The 14,762-nt window shown below is 59.3% G+C and carries 17 protein-coding genes, 1 tRNA gene and 1 riboswitch; of the genes, 13 read left to right on the forward strand and 5 right to left on the reverse strand.

Annotated features, from left to right (window positions below; translation table 11 throughout):
- Positions 1 to 302 precede the first annotated feature (302 nt).
- Positions 303 to 1,220: an AraC family transcriptional regulator gene (locus H7687_RS03450; RefSeq protein WP_183345128.1), complete on the forward strand. Its 918-nt coding sequence runs from the start codon at positions 303 to 305 to the stop codon at positions 1,218 to 1,220.
- A 289-nt stretch (positions 1,221 to 1,509) separates the two neighbouring features.
- On the opposite strand, the gene H7687_RS03455 is transcribed toward H7687_RS03450, so the two are convergent.
- From H7687_RS03455 to trxA, 3 genes are all read right to left on the reverse strand, one after another.
- Positions 1,510 to 1,749 carry a hypothetical protein gene (locus H7687_RS03455; RefSeq protein ID WP_183345130.1) on the reverse strand — a complete coding sequence of 80 codons (240 nt, stop codon included), beginning with the start codon at positions 1,747 to 1,749 and terminating at the stop codon, positions 1,510 to 1,512.
- A 218-nt stretch (positions 1,750 to 1,967) separates the two neighbouring features.
- Positions 1,968 to 2,492, reverse strand: coding sequence for a TlpA family protein disulfide reductase (locus tag H7687_RS03460; protein WP_246404551.1), 525 nt, complete (start codon positions 2,490 to 2,492; stop codon positions 1,968 to 1,970).
- Between the two features lie 2 nt (positions 2,493 to 2,494).
- Positions 2,495 to 2,824 carry a thioredoxin gene (trxA, locus tag H7687_RS03465; RefSeq protein WP_183345131.1) on the reverse strand — a complete coding sequence of 110 codons (330 nt, stop codon included), beginning with the start codon at positions 2,822 to 2,824 and terminating at the stop codon, positions 2,495 to 2,497.
- 227 nt (positions 2,825 to 3,051) lie between these two features.
- Between trxA and H7687_RS03470 the strand changes: the two genes are divergently transcribed.
- The 6 genes from H7687_RS03470 (at position 3,052) to hemB (ending at position 9,788) form a co-directional block, all read left to right on the forward strand.
- The gene (locus H7687_RS03470) at positions 3,052 to 3,726 is read left to right on the forward strand and encodes a precorrin-2 dehydrogenase/sirohydrochlorin ferrochelatase family protein (protein WP_183345133.1); all 675 of its coding nucleotides are present in this window, start codon (positions 3,052 to 3,054) and stop codon (positions 3,724 to 3,726) included.
- Entirely contained in the window at positions 3,723 to 4,538 is an 816-nt protein-coding gene (ccsB, locus tag H7687_RS03475) for a c-type cytochrome biogenesis protein CcsB (RefSeq protein WP_183345135.1), read from the forward strand. The genes H7687_RS03470 and ccsB overlap by 4 nt, the downstream gene beginning before the upstream one ends.
- 32 nt (positions 4,539 to 4,570) lie before the next feature.
- Entirely contained in the window at positions 4,571 to 5,872 is a 1,302-nt protein-coding gene (hemA, locus tag H7687_RS03480; RefSeq protein ID WP_183345137.1) for a glutamyl-tRNA reductase, read from the forward strand.
- A gap of 78 nt (positions 5,873 to 5,950) precedes the next feature.
- Complete coding sequence (gene hemC / locus H7687_RS03485) at positions 5,951 to 6,907, forward strand: hydroxymethylbilane synthase (protein WP_183345139.1); 957 nt, start codon at positions 5,951 to 5,953, stop codon at positions 6,905 to 6,907.
- A 182-nt stretch (positions 6,908 to 7,089) separates the two neighbouring features.
- Positions 7,090 to 8,628, forward strand: coding sequence for a uroporphyrinogen-III C-methyltransferase (gene cobA, locus H7687_RS03490; protein WP_183345141.1), 1,539 nt, complete (start codon positions 7,090 to 7,092; stop codon positions 8,626 to 8,628).
- Between the two features lie 140 nt (positions 8,629 to 8,768).
- Positions 8,769 to 9,788, forward strand: coding sequence for a porphobilinogen synthase (gene hemB / locus H7687_RS03495; protein WP_183345143.1), 1,020 nt, complete (start codon positions 8,769 to 8,771; stop codon positions 9,786 to 9,788).
- A gap of 163 nt (positions 9,789 to 9,951) precedes the next feature.
- Here hemB and H7687_RS03500 read toward each other — a convergent pair whose 3' ends face one another.
- On the reverse strand, positions 9,952 to 10,284 hold the full coding sequence (locus H7687_RS03500; protein ID WP_183345145.1) for a cupin domain-containing protein: 333 nt from the start codon (positions 10,282 to 10,284) through the stop codon (positions 9,952 to 9,954).
- 103 nt (positions 10,285 to 10,387) lie between these two features.
- Here H7687_RS03500 and H7687_RS03505 point away from each other — a divergent pair, with 103 nt between their 5' ends.
- Both H7687_RS03505 and H7687_RS03510 read left to right on the forward strand, forming a co-directional pair.
- Positions 10,388 to 11,476 carry a ribonuclease Z gene (locus H7687_RS03505; RefSeq protein ID WP_183345147.1) on the forward strand — a complete coding sequence of 363 codons (1,089 nt, stop codon included), beginning with the start codon at positions 10,388 to 10,390 and terminating at the stop codon, positions 11,474 to 11,476.
- Positions 11,477 to 11,661: 185 nt separating this feature from the next.
- Positions 11,662 to 12,024 carry a translation initiation factor Sui1 gene (locus H7687_RS03510; RefSeq protein WP_183345149.1) on the forward strand — a complete coding sequence of 121 codons (363 nt, stop codon included), beginning with the start codon at positions 11,662 to 11,664 and terminating at the stop codon, positions 12,022 to 12,024.
- A 7-nt stretch (positions 12,025 to 12,031) separates the two neighbouring features.
- On the opposite strand, the gene H7687_RS03515 is transcribed toward H7687_RS03510, so the two are convergent.
- Positions 12,032 to 12,229, reverse strand: coding sequence for an RNA-binding S4 domain-containing protein (locus H7687_RS03515; RefSeq protein WP_183345151.1), 198 nt, complete (start codon positions 12,227 to 12,229; stop codon positions 12,032 to 12,034).
- A 95-nt stretch (positions 12,230 to 12,324) separates the two neighbouring features.
- On the opposite strand from H7687_RS03515, the gene H7687_RS03520 reads away from it, so the two are divergent.
- The 4 genes from H7687_RS03520 to H7687_RS03535 all read left to right on the forward strand — a co-directional run.
- Positions 12,325 to 12,888 (forward strand): elongation factor P, encoded by a 564-nt coding sequence (locus H7687_RS03520; protein ID WP_183345153.1) that lies wholly within the window; start codon positions 12,325 to 12,327, stop codon positions 12,886 to 12,888.
- 169 nt (positions 12,889 to 13,057) lie between these two features.
- Positions 13,058 to 13,133 (forward strand) — tRNA-Phe (locus tag H7687_RS03525).
- 502 nt (positions 13,134 to 13,635) lie between these two features.
- Positions 13,636 to 13,714, forward strand: a riboswitch (cyclic di-GMP riboswitch).
- A 131-nt stretch (positions 13,715 to 13,845) separates the two neighbouring features.
- The gene (locus H7687_RS03530) at positions 13,846 to 14,169 is read left to right on the forward strand and encodes a carboxypeptidase regulatory-like domain-containing protein (RefSeq protein WP_183345155.1); all 324 of its coding nucleotides are present in this window, start codon (positions 13,846 to 13,848) and stop codon (positions 14,167 to 14,169) included.
- Positions 14,170 to 14,213: 44 nt separating this feature from the next.
- Positions 14,214 to 14,762, forward strand: a 549-nt coding sequence (locus H7687_RS03535) for a carboxypeptidase-like regulatory domain-containing protein (protein ID WP_209005527.1), incomplete at its 3' end; no start/stop codon positions are given.

Here is a 14,762-nt window from a genome sequence, read left to right on the forward strand (position 1 = left end):
CTCCTTTGAGTCATTGTGGTAGTTGTTATGGAAGCAGGGGGCGGTGCTGTGACAGTCGATATTCCGGCAAATTCTATCGCATCGTGCCCCATGCTCCAGTCTGGCCAAGATGTCTGCCTTTTTGCGATGATGTGATCCTAGCTCTTAAACATAAAAGGTGGGTAGACCGATCCTGTCTGATTTTTGCCTGATCCTCCGGAGGCTTCGAAAAATGTTGTAATGGGGACGGGGCTTGGTTAGGATGGGTCAGGTCAAAGAGTTGTTAAAACAGCCGGTTGGGCTGATGGTTGGAGGCCAACGGAATGGAAGAAGCTATTGAAAGTTTGAGGCGGAGCGTTGCCCGATGGACCGAACAGGGAGAGTTGTTCGAGACACCAGTCCCGGGGCTGTCATTGTTCAAAAGGGAAGCAGTGACCGAGCCGGTGAGTGGTATGTACGAGCCCAGTGTCTGCCTGGTGGCGCAGGGAGCCAAGCGCGTCCAGCTCGGTGATGAGACCCTGGTCTACGATGCCAATCACTTCCTGATCACGTCCGTGCATCTGCCCACGGTGGTGCAGATCATCGAGGCGAGCCCCGAAAAGCCCTACCTCGGCCTGCGGCTCATGCTCGATCTGCGCGAGGTGTCCCAGCTCATGCTGGATAGCAACCTCCCCCAGCCCCGTACCCAGCAGTCCAGCCGCGGCATGGCGGTCGGCGAGGTGACGGTGCCGCTCATCAGCGCCTTCCAGCGGCTGCTCGACCTGCTTGACGAGGAGAAGGACGTCCCGATTCTTGCGCCGATGATTCAGCGCGAGATCATCTACCGGTTGCTCGTTGGCGACCAGGGGGCGCGCCTGAGACAGATCGCCTCGGCGGGAAGCCAGAGCCAGCAGATCGCCCGGGCCATCGACTGGCTGAAGGGTAACTTCGCCAACCCGCTGCGCATCGACGAGTTGGCGACCAAGGTCAACATGAGCACTTCCACCTTTCACCACCACTTCCGGACGCTGACCGCCATGAGCCCGTTGCAGTACCAGAAGATGTTGCGCCTGAACGAGGCCCGGCGCCTGATGCTGACCGAACGCCTCGACGCCACCACCGCCGCCTTCAACGTCGGTTACGAGAGCGCCTCCCAGTTCAGCCGGGAGTACAGCCGCCTTTTCGGGACCCCGCCGCTGCGGGACATCACCCATTTGCGCCGCATGGCTACCGGCGACCTGCCCACCTCCGTCTCGGCGTAACCCGTCGCTCGATCCCGCTGCTTACCCATGTTTCGAGTCCCCTCTCCCTCTGGGAGAGGGTGGCCGGAGGCCGGGTGAGGGGTGTTGCCACATGGGGTCATGTCGCCTCCCGGCAAGGCCCTCACCCCTGCCCCTCTCCCGGAGGGCGAGGGGGTGGCACCTAAACTGCGAAGGTCATCACCAAAAAAGTGATGACCTTCGCCAAAAGGTTGATGTCTTTACCGGCCGAGGTTTTCGACGGTTTTATTGGGAAGAGACGCGTGGGCGCGACGGGCGGGCGCGGCTGACGTCATTGCTGGTCCTCGATGTTCCAGTACCCCGGCTTGGCGCATGTGCTGAGGTCTCCACTATCCGTCGCAGAAGCAGCCGACTCCCGGGGTTGTACCGCTGCTTCCTTGGTGAGGATTACCATTTCGACCTCCTCCCCCACGTGACTCTTGATCACCCCGACATCCTGGCCTTTCTTCAACTCGAGGACTATGTGACCATCGTCGTCCTGTCCAATTATCCCCGTTGCTCTCAGTTTCATGGATAACCTCCTCTGTTGATGTGGTCGGGAAAAAGCACTCACGAATCGTGCCATGTGATTAGAAAAAGTCAACGTGTTGGGCGGGGGATGAGGACCTGGAAAAGCGCGATGGGTAAGGTGGGGGCAGGAACGAAAAGAGCGGCTGCTTCCCAGCGATGACCGTTGTGGTATCGCAGCGAAGAGCCGCTCTCATTTTTTCTACGTGCAGCTGCCAGTGCCTATTCGGCGAGCAGCCTCTTGATGGTGTCTTCCATCGCCTTCGCGGTCTGGTCCGAGAAGCCCTGGAACCGTTCCACGACCACTCCCTTCTTGTTGATCACGAAGACGGTAGGGATGGAGCGCAGCCCGTACTCGGTCTGCATCTCCTCGCCTGCTATGGCGACCGGATAGCTGATCCTGCGCTCGTTGATGAAGGTCTTGACGTCGCGGTCGCTTCCTTCATCGACGCTGACTCCCAGCACCTGCAGCCCCTGCTTGCCGTACTTGGCCCTCAGCGAGTTCAGGTGGGGGATGGCTTCCTTACAGGGGATGCACCAGGTGGCGAAGAAGTCCATCACCAGCACGTAGCCCTTGTAATTGTTCAACGTGATCGGCTGGCCGGAAGTGGTGGTCAGCTTGATCGGGGGAGCGGGGTCACCTTTTTGCAGTATGGCGTGGGCGGACTGCGTGAAGAGCAGCAGGCCTGCCAGCGCCAGGGGGGTGATCCTCAACAGGGATTTCTTCAACTGCATCAGCTTTTTCATTTTTAGAGAGCCTTATTGATCAGGGCCTCCAGCTGGGCTTTCGGGATTGCGCCGACCACCTGGTCCAGCACTTTGCCGTCCTTGATCAGGATGACGGTGGGAATCCCGCGCACGCCGTACTTGCCGGGGGTCGCCGGGTTGTCGTCAACGTTGACTTTGCCTACTTTAACGCGTCCTTCGTACTCGGACGCCACGGTATCGATGAGGGGCGCGATTGCTTTGCAGGGGGCACACCAGGTGGCCCAGAAGTCTACCAGCACCGGGATGTCGGACTGCAGGACTTCCTTGTCAAAGTTGTCATCGGTAAAGGTATGTACGTTTTCGCTGGCCATGGAACCTTCTCCTTTAATAAAAAAAGTGAGTTCTACTATAAAGGAGCCGATGAAAAAAGCAAGGAGTAAATGCCCCTTGGGTGAGAGGCTGTTAAGGTGGCCAAACCCCTCTGCATCGTTGACGTATTCAGCATTGACAGGGCGGCGGGATAGGGCCATATTGGGGCGGCCGCCCCGCCATAATCAATGTGGTTGGAGCGGTATTGCGGGGAAAACAAGGAGTGCTCGTGCCTCATTACCCGATAAACCTGAACCTGAAGGACCGCCTGGTGGTAGTGGTCGGTGGAGGCAGGGTGGCGGCCCGCAAAGTGGCGCGGCTGGTCGGTGCCGGCGCGCGCGTCACCGTGGTGGCCCCCGTGGTCGAAGAAAGCCTGGCAGCACTCGCCGCGCAGGGGCGCATCGTCCATCTGTGCCGCAGCTACCGCCCCGGCGACCTCTCCGGAGCGACCCTCGCCTTTGCCGCCACCAGTGAGCCCGCCGTCAATCGCGAGGTGGCGCGGGCTGCCCGCGAACTGAATCTCCTCGTCGACTGTGTCGATCTGCCGGAGGACGGTGACTTCGTGACACCAGCGGTTCTCGAACAGGGAGACCTGCTCATTACGGTGTCGACTGGTGGAGCCAGCCCCTCTCTGTCAAAAAGGATCGTGGACCAACTGAGGTGCCAGTTCGGTCCTGAATACGGTGAGGCTGTGGCGCTTTTAAGTGCCGTCCGTGAAAAGCTATTGACTGAAAAGGCGGGGAACGCATACAATGACACGGTTTTTGCCGAGCTTGCCGCGCTGGACCTCCCTGCGCTAATCAAAAACGGGCAGAGAGATGCCATAGACCAGATACTCCAGAAGCTCTCCGCTGCCGGGGCCGCACCGGGCTCGGTAGGGGCAGGAAAAGAGGACCCTTCATGAACGCCTTGCTCTTCAACAGCACCCTGGTCATCTACGCGGTCGTCACCGCCGTCTACCTGATCTACTTGCTCAAGCCAAAGGAGTCCCTGGGCAAAACAGGCCTCTGGCTCGCGCTGGCCGGCTTCCTCGTACATTGCGGCTTCACGCTGAACCGCTTCCTCGAGGCGGGGCACACCCCGATCACCAACCTGCACGAATCACTTTCCTTCTTCAGCCTCTCCGTGGTCGGCATCTTCCTGCTGCTGGAAAGGCGCTACAAGATCAGCATCCTCGGCTCGTTCATGATGCCGCTGGCGCTGTTGATCATGGCGATCTCGGCCTCCTTCTCGACGGTGATCCCGCCTCTCAACCCGGCTCTCAAGAGCAGGTGGCTCGCGGTACACACCATCATGGCCTTCCTGGGCTATGCCGCCTTCGCCATTTCCTTCGGCGTCAGCATCATGTACCTGATCCAGTCGCACTTCCTGAAGACGCGCAAGCTGGGCTCCATGTTCCAGAAGCTCCCCTCGCTGGACATCCTGGACGACATCAGCTACCGCTGCCTTACCTTCGGTTTCCCGCTGCTCACCTTCGCCATCATCTCCGGCGCCATCTGGGCCGAGACGGCGTGGGGGACCTACTGGAGCTGGGACCCCAAGGAGACCTGGTCGCTGATCACCTGGTTCATCTACGCCGCCTTGCTGCACGGCAGGCTGACCACCGGCTGGCGGGGCAGAAAGGCCGCGATGCTCTCCATCTTCGGCTTCGTCATCATGCTCTTCACCTTCCTCGGCGTTAACCTGTTGCTGCCGGGGCTGCACAGCTATAAGTAAGAGGGATTTCCCCAGAAGGGGCAGGGATTGTTATGAACATTATTGTGGTCGGGCTTTCGCATAAAACTGCCGGAGTTGAGGTCCGGGAAAAAGTTGCTTTCTCCCCCACCCAGATGGAGAAGCCGCTCAACGCCCTCGTGGCGCTCCCCGACATCACCGAGGCCGTGATTGTTTCCACCTGCAACCGCGTGGAGATCTACGCTACCACCCGCGACGTCGCCGGCGGCATGGCCCGCCTGAAGCGTTTCCTTGCCGATTACCACAACTTCCCGCTGGAGACGCTCGAGAAGCACTTGTACAGCTACCACGGGGAGGAGGCCACCCGCCACGTCTTCCGCGTCGCGTCGAGCCTCGATTCCATGGTGGTCGGCGAGCCGCAGATCCTCGGGCAGATCAAGACCTCCTACGGCTACGCCGCCGAGTTCAAGAGTTCCGGCATCATCCTGAACCGCTTCCTGCACAAGGCCTTCTCCGTCGCCAAGAGGGTGAGGACCGAGACCAAGATCGCCTCTTCGGCCGTCTCCGTGGCCTTCGCCGCGGTGGAGCTGGCCAAGAAGATCTTCGGCGAGCTCTCCGACAAGACCGTCCTGCTCATCGGCGCCGGCGAGATGTGCGAACTGGCCGCCAAGCACTTCATCAACGTCGGCGTGCGCGGCGTCATGGTCACCAACCGTACCTACGAGCGCGCCGAGAAGCTGGCCGAGGAGTTCGACGCCAAGCCGGTCCACTTCGAGGCCCTGATGGACCACCTCCCCAAGGCGGACATCATCCTCTCCTCCACGGGTGCCCCGCACTTCATCATCCACGAGAAGGACATGGAAGACGTGCTGCGCCGTCGCAAGCTGAAGCCGATGTTCTTCATCGACATCGCCGTGCCGCGCGACATCGACCCCAAGGTCAACGACGTGGAGAACTGTTATCTCTACACCGTCGACGACCTGAACGGCGTCGTGGCCACCAACCTGGAGCAGCGCAAGGTCGAGGCGGCCAAGGCCGAGGCGATCGTCGAGCAGGAGATCGGCCAGTTCTTCAAGTGGCTCTCCTCGCTGGACGTGACGCCGACCATCGTTGCCCTCAGGAGCCACTTCGACGAGATCAGGAAGGCCGAGCTGGCCAAGACCCTTTCCAACTGGAAGGATCTCCCTCCCGGCGCGGATAAGAAGATGGACGCCCTCACCAACGCCATCATGAACAAGCTGCTGCATCATCCCACCAGCCTCCTGAAGCGGACCGACCAGGGGAGCCGCAACGACCTCTACGTCGATGCGTTGCGTCACCTTTTCGACTTGGAGACTCCCGAGCAGCAGGAAAACATGATGGAACTGGAAGACTGAGAAGCAGACTGAGATTAAGACTAAGATTGAGCAAAAAACGATAGATCTCGAAACGATCAAAATATAAAGGAGAAGTACATGGCGCTGAAAGAGCTGAGAATAGGAACCCGCGCGAGCCAGCTCGCACTCTGGCAGGCAAACTGGGTCAAGTCCGAGCTGGAAAAACGCTACCCCGACATGACTGTCACCCTGAAGAAGATCAAGACCATCGGTGACAAGATCCTCGACGTGCCGCTGGCGCAGGTTGGTGGCAAGGGCCTCTTCGTCAAGGAGATCGAGGAAGCGATGCTGCGCGGCGAGATCGACATCGCGGTGCACAGCATGAAGGACGTGCCGACCGAGTTCCCGGAGGGCCTGGGCCTGTACTGCATCACCGAGCGCGAAGATCCGCGTGACGCCGTCATCTCCCGCAACGTCAAGTTCGCCGACCTGCCGCAGGGCGCGCGCATCGGCACCTCGGCTCTGCGCCGCCAGGCGCAGCTGCTGAAAGTCCGTCCCGACCTGGAGATGGTCATCATCCGCGGCAACGTGCAGACCCGTATGGACAAGCTGGAGACCGAAGGCCTCGACGCCGTCATCCTGGCCGCCGCCGGCCTGAACCGTCTCGGCTTTGCCGACCAGATCACCGAGCTGCTCCCGACCGACCTCTCCCTTCCGGCTATCGGCCAGGGCGCCCTCGGCATCGAGTGCAACCTCTCCAACGAGGACGTTAAAGAAGCCATCGCGTTCTTCAACCACCCGGACACCAGCCGTGCGGTACGCGCCGAGCGCGCCCTGCTGTGGCGCTGCGAGGGCGGCTGCCAGGTCCCCATCGCCGCCTTCGGCGAAGTGACCGGCGACGAACTGAAGCTGACCGGCTTCATCGCCTCCGTGGACGGCAAGGTTTCCGTCAAGGGCGTGGTTACCGGTCCGGCCGACGACTGCGAGAAGCTGGGCGTGAAGCTCGCCGAGCAGCTCCTCTCCGAAGGCGGCCACGCCATCCTCGCCGAGGTGTACCAGCGTGAAGTCTCCCGGGAGAAGGAAATCCCGGTTTAAACCAAAAAGCATTACCATCGGCCTTCGCCAAGGCTTCGGCCGACAGGCGCTCGTTTGGAGCCTGCCCACCGAAGCCTTGGCGAAGGTGGGTGGTCAAAGCTTTTGCTTTTTCGCTTTAAAGGCTAACGGTTCTACCTTAGCCTTTTGCCTTTTGCGCACGACACTCTCTTTCCTGGTGCGAGATGACTGCTGAAACGACAAAGAAGGGCTATGTCTACCTGATCGGCGCGGGTCCCGGCGATCCCGGACTGATCACCGTCAAGGGACGCGACTGCCTGGCCAAGGCGCAGGTGGTGATGTACGACTACCTGGCCAACGACGAACTGCTGCGGCTGGCTCCCAAGGGGGCTGAACTGATCTACGCCGGCAAGGTCGGTGGCGAGCACAACCGCGAACAGAGCCAGATCAACGAGCTGCTGGTGCAGAAGGCGCTTTCCGGCAAGGTGGTGGCGCGCCTCAAGGGGGGCGATTCCTTCATCTTCGGCCGCGGCGGCGAAGAGTGCGAGGCACTGGTGGCGGAGGGGATTCCCTTCGAGATCGTGCCGGGCATCACCGCAGCCGTCGGCGCCACCAGCTACGCCGGCATCCCGCTCACCCACCGTGGCGTGACCACCTCGGTCGCCTTCGTGACCGGGCACGAGAAGAAGGGGAAGGCGTCCTCGGAGATCGACTGGGAGGGGCTTTCGCTTGGCAGCGGCACCGTGGTCTTCTACATGGGGGTCACCAACCTGCCGCACATCGCGCAGAGCCTCATGGAGCACGGGCGCGCGCCGGAAACCCCGGTGGCGCTGATCCGCTGGGGCACCCGCCCCGAGCAGGAGGTGCTGGTCGGGACACTGGCGGATATCGCGGACAAGGCCCGCGCCGCCGGCTTCAAGGCGCCGGCCATCACCGTGGTCGGCGAAGTGGTGAACCTCAGGGAGACGCTGCGCTGGTTCGACAACCGCCCGCTCTTCGGTCGCTCGGTGCTGGTCACCCGCGGCGCCGACCAGGCGGGGGAATTCACCTCCATGCTGGAGCAGCTCGGCGCCCGCGCCTACTGCTGCCCGACCATCGAGATTGCCGCACCGGAGAGCTACGCCGCCCTGGACGAGGCCATCGAAGGTCTGGACAGCTTCCACTGGATCATCTTCACCTCGTATAACGCGGTCAAATACTTCTTCGCGAGGCTTGACGAGCACGGCCTCGACAGCCGGGCCCTCGGGCGCTGCCACGTCTGTGCGGTCGGCCCCAAGACCGCCGCGGCGCTAGCGCCGTACGGCATCCGTCCCGACCTCATCCCCGCCGACTACAAGGCGGAGGGCGTGGTGGCCGCCTTCTCGGAGATGGACATGAACGGCAAATGGGTACTGTTCCCGAAAGGGGACCGGGCCCGCGAAGTGATCCCGGAAGAGCTGACTAGACTGGGCGCACAGGTGATCGCTCCGGTAGCCTACGCCAACCATACCCCCTCGGGCATTCCGGAGGAGGCATTGCTGGCGCTCGAGGAGAAGCGCATCGACTGCGCCACCTTCACCTCTTCGTCCACAGTGCAGAACCTGGCCGGCATCCTCGGGGAAAACCGTTTCCTGCACCTGATGGAAGGGGTCACCGTCGCCTCGATCGGCCCGATCACCTCCAAGACCTGCCGCGACCTCGGTCTCGACGTGCACATGGAGCCGGCCGAGTTCACCCTGGAGGCCCTGTCGCGGGAGATGATCAGCTTTTTCGGCGGGAAATAGAGGAAGCGGCTTTACTTCAGCACGCTGTGCCGCAGTCACAGATAATCATCCCCTCGCGTCCCCTCGCCCTACGGGAGAGGGACAGGGTGAGGGAAGCTTTTTCGAACACAGCAACGAACGCATAACCAAAGGAGAAATCTATGTTCTACCCGGTGTACAGAGCGAGACGAATTCGGGGCAAGGAAGTCTTCAGAAACATGGTCAGGGAAACCGCCATCTCCGCCAACGACCTGATCTACCCGATGTTTTCCGCCTTCGGCAAGGGGATCAAGAAAGAGATCTCGTCCATGCCGGGCATCTACCAGCAGTCCATCGAGAACATCGTCGAGGAGGCCCAGGAGGCTTACGAACTGGGCGTTCCGGCGGTGATCCTCTTCGGCATTCCGGAGCAGAAGGACGCCATGGGTAGCGACGCCTACTCCGAGAGCGGCATCATCCAGGAGACCATCCGCGCCATCAAGAAGGAAGTGCCCAAGCTGGCCGTCATCACGGACGTCTGCATGTGCGAGTACACCGACCACGGCCACTGCGGCGTGATCAAAAACGGCGACGTCGACAACGACGAGACCCTGGAGCTGCTGGCCCGCGAGGCCCTGTCCCACGCCAGGGCCGGCGCCGACATGGTCGCCCCCTCCGACATGATGGACGGCCGCGTGGCCGCCATCCGCGAGGCGCTGGACAACAACGGCTTCAACCACATCCCGCTGATGAGCTACGCCGTGAAGTACGCCTCCGGCTACTACGGCCCGTTCCGCGAGGCTGCCGAGTCCACCCCGCAGTTCGGTGACCGTCGTTCCTACCAGATGGATCCGGGCAACAGGCTCGAGGCGATCCGCGAGGCGAGGATGGACGTCGAGGAAGGCGCCGACATCCTGATGGTCAAGCCGGGCCTGCCGTATCTCGACATCGTGCGCGAGGTGAGAAACGAGTTCAACCTCCCGACCGCCGTGTACAACGTCTCCGGCGAGTACAGCATGGTCAAGGCCGCCGCCAAGATGGGGTGGATCGACGAAGACCGCGTCATCATGGAGACCATGATGTCCTTCAAGCGCGCCGGCGCCGACCTGATCCTGACCTACCACTCGAAAGAAGTGGCCAAGCTGCTGCGGAAGGGGTACGAGGCCGAACTGAACGGCCGCTGCGGGTGCGGCTGCAGGTAGGCAAACCAAGAAGAACCGGCAAAATAAAAGCAGTTACGCAAAGAACGCCAAGAATCCGCGAAGCCCGCAAAGGAAAACGGTTTTGGGGTAACCCAAAAAGTTTTTCTTCCCGTGCTTTGCGGATTCTTTTTTTTCCTCATTGCGTAACTGCTTTTGAAGTTTTTTAAGCCCTGATCATGACCAGCAGCATCTTGAAGCGCTGCACCGCCCTCAGGGAATGAGGGATGTTCGCGGGCATGATGATAATCTCGCCAGCGGCCACGTTGTGCGCTACCCCATTTATGTTGATCTCTGCCTCACCGTCCAAAACCTGGACAAAGGCATCATAGGGCGCCGTGTGCTCGCTCAGCCCCTCGCCGGCGTCGAAAGAGAAAGCGGTGATGGTGCCAACCGGCTTGTCGATAACGGTCCTGCTGACGACCGCGCCGTCCGCATATCCAGCCAAGTTAAGAAGATTGATTGCTTCACCCAGTGCCACACCTTTTTTCTCTGCCATATCCATTCTCCTTTGCCGGTTGATTGCTGTCGATGTCTGAACTTTAGCGCGTTCAGAGAGTCATTCAATTGATGCAGGTCAATCTAATGGTAAAATTCTGCGCATGCCCAAACCTTTCCGCTACCTCGAACCCACCTTCTTTGCAGGACTCTTCGACGACCCGCTGCTTTTAATCCGGGTACGTCCGACCGGCCGCGCACTTTTATTCGACTGCGGCAAGATGCATCACCTCGCCAAGAGGGTCTACACATCCATCGACGCCATCTTCATCAGTCACGCCCACATGGACCACTTCATGGGAATGGACAGCGTAATCCGCCACAGCCACGCCTCGCCGCGCACCATCGACGTCTTCGGCCCGCCGGGGCTGTCAAAGCGCATGGCTAACAAGTTCGCCTGCTACGACTGGAACCTCGCCGATACCTTCTGGGGCAATTTCAGGGTCAACGAGGTCGGTGCAAACGGACGGGTCGCAAGCACTCTCTACAGCGGCCCCGAAGCCTTCCTGGCCAGTTCCGAGGGGGAGCGCAACGGTGTCCTCTACGGCAACCGCCATCTCACCGTGAGCGGGACCCAGTGCGAGCATCACATTCCGGTCATGGCCTACCGCATCGACGAGGGCGCCGCCTTCGTGCTCGATGACGAGCGCATGGCGGCTGAAGGGATAAAGAAGGGCGAGTGGCTCAAGGATATGGAGAAGCTGTTTCACGACGGCGTGATGGAGGGGAGCCCGGTGAAGTACCTGCACGACAGCGGCGGGAGCATCGAAGAGAAGGTTGCGCCGGATGCCGCGAAGTTGTACCAGCGCATCAGGATGTTCGAAGAGCCCGCCAGCATCGGTTACGTAACGGACATCGGTTATTCCGAGGAGAACGTGGCGAAGCTGGCCGGGCTGGTGCAGGGGGTGACGCTGTTGGTGTGTGAGTGTGCCTTCCTCGCGTCCGAGTCAAAAAAGGCCGGGGTGTCCCGTCATCTCTGCACGACACAGTTCAACCAGTTGCTGGACCGGCTGCGCCCGAAATACGTGTTGCCGATGCATTTCTCCAAGACCTACCAGAGGGGGAGCGAGCCGTTGTACCAGGAGATCGAGCCCCCGCCCGGCGTCACCGTGCTGAAGATCCCCGACCGCCTCACCCCCCGCCCCATCATGGAAAGCGAGGTCCCGCGGCCCGTCGAACTGCAAAGGCATTAAAACCATTAGCCACGGAGAAAATCTGAGGAAATCTGAGACTGCAAATACAAAGAAAGGGTAAAAGCCTTTCGCTTCCCCTCCGCTTCGTTTTTGGTTTTCTCAGAAGTTCTCAGATTTTCTCCGTGGCCAATGGTTTTCGGTTTTCGCCTTTACTGCTTCGTCCATTTTCTGCTACAAAGGCAGCCATGAAAAAGTCCAGCTCCAGCGATGCCCCGCTCGTCTACTCCTCCGAATTCGGCCGCGTGTGCCCCGGCTGCGGCAAACCCGTCAACGCCTGCGCCTGCAAGAAGTCGTCAACTCCCGCAGGTGACGGCACGGTGCGCCTGAGACGCGAAACCAAAGGACGCGGCGGCAAGACGGTCATCGTCATCACCGGCCTCCCCCTCGATGCGGCGGCCCTCACCGCTCTTGCGGGCGACCTGAAAAAACGCTGCGGCTGCGGCGGCACCGCCAAGGACGGTGTCATCGAGATCCAGGGCGACCACGCCGACACCCTGCTTGCCGAACTCACCAAACGAGGCTACAAAGCGAAGCGTGCCGGGGGCTAAACCCCGGCTACTCCACTGAGAAGGTCTGTCCCCCCAGTCCCACCTTGTCACCGGGGCGCAGCTTCCTGCCGCGACGCAGTTCCACCTCGCCGTTCACCGACACCATCCCCTCGGAGATGATGATCTTCGCCTCGCCACCCGACGACACCGCATCCACCGCCTTCAGAAAGCTGTCCAACTTGATAAACTCCGTGTCGATCTTCACGCTTCCTCCAATCTCTATGACAGCCGCCGTTATGGCGCGGTTGAACTTATCACACTTTTCTGCTAAAAAGGGGCATTTCGCAAAGGAGATTGTGCATGTATACCACTAACGACTTCAAGAAGGGGCTCGTCATCAAGCTGGATGGCGCTCCCTGTGTCATCATGGATGTAGCCTTCCAGTCCCCCTCCGCCCGCGGCGCCAACACCATGGTCAAGACCAAGTACCGCAACCTGCTCACCGCCCAGGTCCTGGAGAAGACCTTCCGTTCCGGCGACAAGGTGGACGAGGCCGACTTCGAGCGCCACAAGGGGCAGTTCCTCTACGCCGACGGCGGCCGCGGCATCTTCATGGACCTCGAGAACTACGAGCAGTTCGAGATGGAAGAAGACAACTTCGAGGCCATTGCCCCCTTCCTGCTGGACGGCACCGAGGTGCAGCTCGGCATCTTCCAGGAGCGCATGGTCAGCGTCGACCTCCCCATGGTCGTCGAGCTGGTAGTGACCGAAACCGCCCCGGCTCTCAAGAACGCCACCGCCACCGCGCAGACCAAGGAAGCGGTCCTGGAAACCGGCCATCGCCTGCAGGTTCCGCCGTACCTCGAGACCGGCGAGAAGATCAAAGTCGACACCCGCGACGGCCGTTTTATCTCCCGCGCCTGATACCCTTCAACTGCTGCTTTTCAACTGGAACTGGTGCCTCGCGTCCCCTCGCCCATTGGGAGAGGGACAGGGTGAGGGAACGTCGGTAAAGGAAGAAAGAAGCAGATGATAAAAATTAGAAGAAAAGGGTTGACACAGCCGGCGATTCAAAGTATAAAGTTGGTCTCTTGCCCAGATAGCTCAGTCGGTAGAGCAGAGGATTGAAAATCCTCGTGTCGGCGGTTCGATTCCGTCTCTGGGCACCACCAGAAAGTCAGGCACTTACGTTAATTCGTAAGTGCCTTTTCTTTTGTAATTGACGTAGCTGACGTCCCAGCGACTTCTAATAGAACAACTTTTCTGTAAATTACTTACCTGCCCGTAGCATCCCCTTTACGTCCCACCAAAGTTTTTGTGTCAGAAAGTAAGAATGACGTGCCTATGTCAGAATGACAATGAGCAAAAGCACAGCCGTCCGAGACATTAGAGGTTGCTGCTCGATTCTCGCTTCCTCTGTAGGCTCCACCTGTGACGTTAAAACACCATATCGAATCGGTAAAGTTAAGCTAAATGGCTTGGGGTTAATTAACCTCATTAAAATAGTTATTGTGTTTACACTAAGTTGTGTGGTCTGTTCTCGTGGCATGCAACTTGCTCGGACGCCTTAATCTTTTTAGGAGATAGCCCGGACATGGATACGCATCGAGAGGTGTATCTAAAGAAAAAGTTTCGATAACAGCAATCTTCAAAAATAATAAGGTTACATCTCTTTGATCAGAGCAAACCCGGAGCAATCCGGGGACGCAGAGGACCAGATCCGTTTGCCGCGGATGGCTGACCCGCCGAAGAGTGTGGTTCGCCGTACTTTGAGTATGGTTGAAGCGCCCGTCTTCTATGCTGATGAAGAAGGGCGGTTTTTTTTGTCCGAACTGCGAAGTTTTCATTCCAATATCACCTATTTGCTGGAGGAACATGCTCATGACCAAGCTGTACTTAAGAACGATGATCATCTTTGGAGCTGCACTACTTTGGGCTTCTGCCTGCTTTGCTTCCGGGGGCAAGGTGACGTATCCGGACGGCAAGCCGGTTGTTGGGGCGGAGGTGAATGTACATCTGCAGGATGTGGACAAATACAAGCTGACCACCGATGCTAATGGCCGCTTTAGTCTGCCGACCATGGAGTTTCTGGATGCCTTCGTTCAGATCAAGGCACCGGACGGTAAGGCTTACGCGACGGTCAATCTGCCGGCAAAGGTATTCGAGGCCGGCGACGTTGCTGTTGTGCTGCAGTCTAAAAAGTAGCAACAGGCAAGACCGTAAAATCAATTATCTTCGGAGAGCGTAATATGAAATTTACAAAGGTGGGACTTATCCTTGCGACCACACTGCTGATGCTATTTTGCACCTTCAATGTCGCACTAGCTTGGACTATTTCCGGAACAGTTTATGGCGGCAGTAATCCACTGCCCAATACCACGGTTACTCTAAAAAATGCGGCAACCTCTATGCCGGTTGGGACCACTACCACGAATGCCAGCGGGATGTATTCCCTCCCTGCTTCTGATGGCAGCTACGATCTGACCATTACGCCTCCAGGTGGCAGCGGATTAAGCGAATCAGTGGTGAATGGAATTGTCGTCAACGGTGCGGATGTATCGCAGAATGTTGTGCTTGTACAGCAGGCGGTAACACTGAGCGGTGGCGTCAAAAATCCTGGTGGGACCGGCATTCAAAATGTGTACGTTCAGATACAAGACAGTACCAGCGGTGTGTCAGCCGGTTCCGCCTGTACGGATGCCAACGGCAATTATTCTGTCGCTTTGGCTAGTGGGACGTATAGAGTCAATCTCTATGGGGGATCATACACTTACTACGGGAACTGTGGAACTACGACA

Origin of the sequence: Geomonas paludis, assembly GCF_014193585.1 — a bacterium.
GTDB classification, from domain to species: domain Bacteria; phylum Desulfobacterota; class Desulfuromonadia; order Geobacterales; family Geobacteraceae; genus Geomonas; species Geomonas paludis.